Origin of the sequence: Eudoraea sp. (genome assembly GCF_049665975.1) — a bacterium.
Classification (GTDB): Bacteria; Bacteroidota; Bacteroidia; order Flavobacteriales; family Flavobacteriaceae; genus Eudoraea.
Genome location: NZ_JBATGR010000132.1, coordinates 1 through 3,932, shown reverse-complemented (window position 1 = coordinate 3,932; position 3,932 = coordinate 1). Strand labels below are relative to the sequence as shown.

2 protein-coding genes and 1 pseudogene are annotated in these 3,932 nt (G+C 35.5%); all 3 read right to left on the bottom strand.

Annotated elements, in window-relative coordinates; all coding sequences use genetic code 11:
- Positions 1-160 (bottom strand): annotated as a pseudogene (locus tag WBN20_RS05225) (RNA polymerase factor sigma-54); the annotation flags it as partial.
- A gap of 62 nt (positions 161-222) precedes the next feature.
- Complete coding sequence (gene asnS, locus WBN20_RS05220) at positions 223-1,656, bottom strand: asparagine--tRNA ligase (protein WP_424274465.1); 1,434 nt, start codon at positions 1,654-1,656, stop codon at positions 223-225.
- Positions 1,657-1,752: 96 nt separating this feature from the next.
- A partial coding sequence (locus WBN20_RS05215; RefSeq protein WP_424280961.1) for an efflux RND transporter permease subunit occupies positions 1,753-3,932 on the bottom strand: 2,180 nt, incomplete at its 5' end.

Here is a 3,932-nt window from a genome sequence, read left to right as displayed (position 1 = left end):
TTTTTTCTTCTTTGCCACTTTCTAAGGCCGGATTTTCCTCAAGTTCCTGATTTATTCGCTGTTCAAATGCCTGCGTAGGAAGCTGAATTAACTTCATCAACTGAATTTGCTGAGGAGATAGCTTTTGCGATAATTTAAACTGTAAGTGTTGTTTTAGCATAGGCTTGTATTCTTTTCCTATCTATAAAGTTAAAGAATTAATATGATGTAACGACTTAGCCCTTAAAACTCGGCATTTTGTGGGGTTCTTGGAAAAGGAATCACATCTCTTATATTGCCCATTCCGGTAGCAAATTGCACCATTCTCTCAAAGCCAAGTCCAAATCCACTGTGAATGGCAGTCCCAAATTTCCTTAGATCAAGATACCACCAAAGTTCTTTTTCATCTATCCCTAAAGCGGCTATTTTTTCTTTTAATACCTCCAATCGTTCTTCACGCTGAGAACCTCCTACAATTTCACCTATTCCCGGGAATAGAATATCCATGGCTCTTACGGTTTTCCCGTCTTCATTTAAACGCATATAAAATGCCTTTATTTTGGCAGGATAATCAAATAAAATAACTGGGCATTTAAAATGTTTTTCTACTAAATAGCGCTCGTGTTCACTTTGTAAATCTACACCCCATTCATTAATTTGGTATTGAAATTTTTTCTTTTTGTTTGGCTTGCTATTCCTTAAAATTTCGATTGCTTCGGTATATGTAATTCTTATAAATTTATTATCTACTACAAATTTTAACCTATCTATAAGTGCCATTTCACTTCGTTCCGCCATAGGTTTAGTTTTCTCTTCATCGAGTAGCCGTTTTTCCAGGAATACCAAATCCTCTTCACAATTTTCTAAAAGATAAGAAATAATGTTTTTAATAAAATCTTCTGCCAGATCCATATTATCTTTAAGATCATAAAAGGCCATTTCAGGTTCAATCATCCAAAACTCTGCAAGATGTCTTGAAGTATTCGAATTTTCTGCCCTAAAAGTAGGGCCAAAAGTATATACTTTACCCAATCCCATCGCATATGCTTCTGCTTCAAGCTGCCCTGAGACAGTTAGATTGGTTTCCTTGCCAAAAAAATCTTCTTTATAATTTACATCACCGCTATCTGTCAAAGGTGGAGTTTTAGGATCTAATGTACTAACTCTGAACATTTCACCTGCCCCTTCTGCATCCGAACCAGTAATTATTGGAGCATGAAAATTATAAAATCCGTTTTTTTGAAAATATGAATGGATTGCAAATGAGAGGGCAGATCTGACACGCATAACGGCTGCAAAGGTATTTGTGCGAATCCTTAAATGGGCCTGCTCTCTTAAAAACTCCATTGAATGCTTTTTGGGTTGAATAGGATAACTATCCGGATCAGACACTCCATGAACAAAGATTTCAAGCGCTTGTATCTCCACGTTTTGTCCTTTACCCAGGCTTTCTACTAGGACTCCTTTTATTTTTAAAGCAGCTCCTGTTGCAATTTTCTTTAGTAAGTCTTCATTGAATTGTTCAAAATCAACCACACATTGGATATTGTTAATAGTAGAGCCATCATTTAAAGCGATAAATCGATTGCTTCTAAATGCTTTCACCCATCCATTTACTTCTACCTCCTGTTTTAAAGGTTGTATCTGGAGTAGCTCATTAATACTGTATGATTTCATATGAGATCAATTCTAAATTTGAATGGTAAAGATAACTTTTTGGTAAAAATATTTAGCTCTAAACCGCTTATAAAATACCTGTAGCGTATCAACGATTCAATCTTCCGATTTACTTTTGGGTAATTCCTCTTTAGGAAGAATATCTATTTGAGGTTTTTTGAGAACTTCTTTGTTTGCGATACTCCGTTCTAATGAAAGAAGTAATGAAGGAAGCAAAATTAAATTGGCTAACATAGCAAAGAGCAATGTAGCGGATACTAATGCACCCAAAGCAACCGTTCCCCCAAAACTTGAAATTGTAAATACCGAAAAGCCAAAGAAAAGGACGATAGAAGTATAGAACATACTAACACCTGTTTCACGTAAGGCGGCATAAACCGATTTCTGAATTCGCCAATTGTTAGCAGACAGTTCTTGCCGGTATTTCGCCAGAAAGTGAATGGTGTCATCTACTGAAATCCCGAAGGCAATACTAAAAACTAATATCGTGGAAGGTTTAATAGGAACTCCTACAAAGCCCATAATCCCGGCGGTAATTGCCAAGGGTAAAAGATTTGGGATTAAAGAAATGACAATCATTCTGAATGAACGAAATAAATATGCCATGAATAGAGCAATTAAGAGAATTGCAAGGGATAAAGAAAGCACTAAATTCTTTACCAGATATTTCGTGCCTTTTAAAAAAAGCAATGCTTTACCGGTCACATATACATTAAAACGATCTTCCGGAAAAATTTTCTTGATTTTATCTAGCATGGATTTTTCAATTTCCTCCATTCTTTCCGTGGGTACGTCTTTAATGAAAGTGGTAATCCTGGCAACCTGCCCTGTACTGTCAACAAAATTCTCAATTAAGCCTTCATTTCCCTGGGATTTTCGGGCAACATCCATAATAAAATTGTATTCCTGAGACGTAGGTAACTGGTAATATTTAGGAATTCCACTATAAAAAGCCTGCTTGGAATACTTTACCAAATTAACCACGGATATGGGTTTTGATAATTCCGGGGTCTCTTCAATCATTTCCCCCAACTCGTTCATTTTTTTCAGAGTAACTGGTTTTAATACCCCTTTTTTTCTTTCTGTATCTATGACAATCTCAATAGGCATAATTCCGTTGAACTCTTTGTCAAAAAATTGAATGTCTTTATAAAACCCGGTATTTTTAGGCATATCTTCAACTAGATTCCCGGAAATTTTAATTTGATAAATTCCGATAATACTAATTATTAATGCTATTAAAGAGATCGAATAAATAGTTATCCTTTTTTCCCGCACTATATGTTCCATCCAGTTTACAAAAGCATCTATCCATTTTTTGTTGAGGTGTTTAAGATGTTTTGTTTTTGGAAGGTGCATAAAGCTATACACAATTGGTATAATAAGTATAGAAAGCATAAAGATGCATAGAATGTTTATTGATGCCACTATACCAAACTCGGTCAAAAGTTTACTGTCTGTTATAATAAAGGTTGCAAAGCCGCATGCTGTGGTAACGTTGGTCATGAGTGTTGCATTGCCAATTTTTGATATTACCCTTTTTAAGGATAACGCCTGATTACCATGTTTTTTAACTTCCTGTTGATATTTATTGATTAGAAAAATACAATTGGGAATCCCAATTACGATGATAAGAGGTGGAATCAAGGCCGTTAGAACTGTGATTTCATATTTCAAAAGCCCGAGGATCCCGAAGGCCCACATCACCCCAATTAGCACAACACACATTGAAATTAATGTTGCACGTACACTGCGGAAAAAGAAAAAGAAAATTAAGGAGGTAACAATAAGAGCCGCTGCAATGAATATTCCTATTTCGTCAATGATATGTTGAGTGTTCATTGTTCTTATATAGGGCATTCCAGATACCCGAACATCCATTTCGGACTCTTTCTCAAAATCGGTAATTAGTGTATGAAGGTCTTTTAGAATAAAATCTTTCCGAACCGGAGTGTTTACAATATCCTTGTCCATATAGACAAGCGTTCTTATGGTTCCCGTTTCTTTATTGTATAACAGGTTATCATAAAAAGGTAAATTATTGAACATAAATTGAGTTAGACTGTCCACCTCAATATTATTGCGCGGAGTCTGCTCAATTAACGGGCGTAGAATAAATTGTTGTTCTTCCTTGTCCCTTATAAGTTCCTTAAGATTATCGACAGATACAACATAGTCCACCTCGGGAAAAGCAGCCAATTGTTTACTTAATCTGTTCCATCTGTTAAAATTTTCAACTTCATAAAGTAAACTGTCTTTAATGGCAAAAGCAATGG

What these genes read in the sequence shown, in the direction of transcription:
- asnS (WP_424274465.1), bottom strand. Translation starts at nt 1,656, where the DNA reads ATGAAATCATACAGTATTAATGAGCTACTCCAGATACAACCTTTAAAA.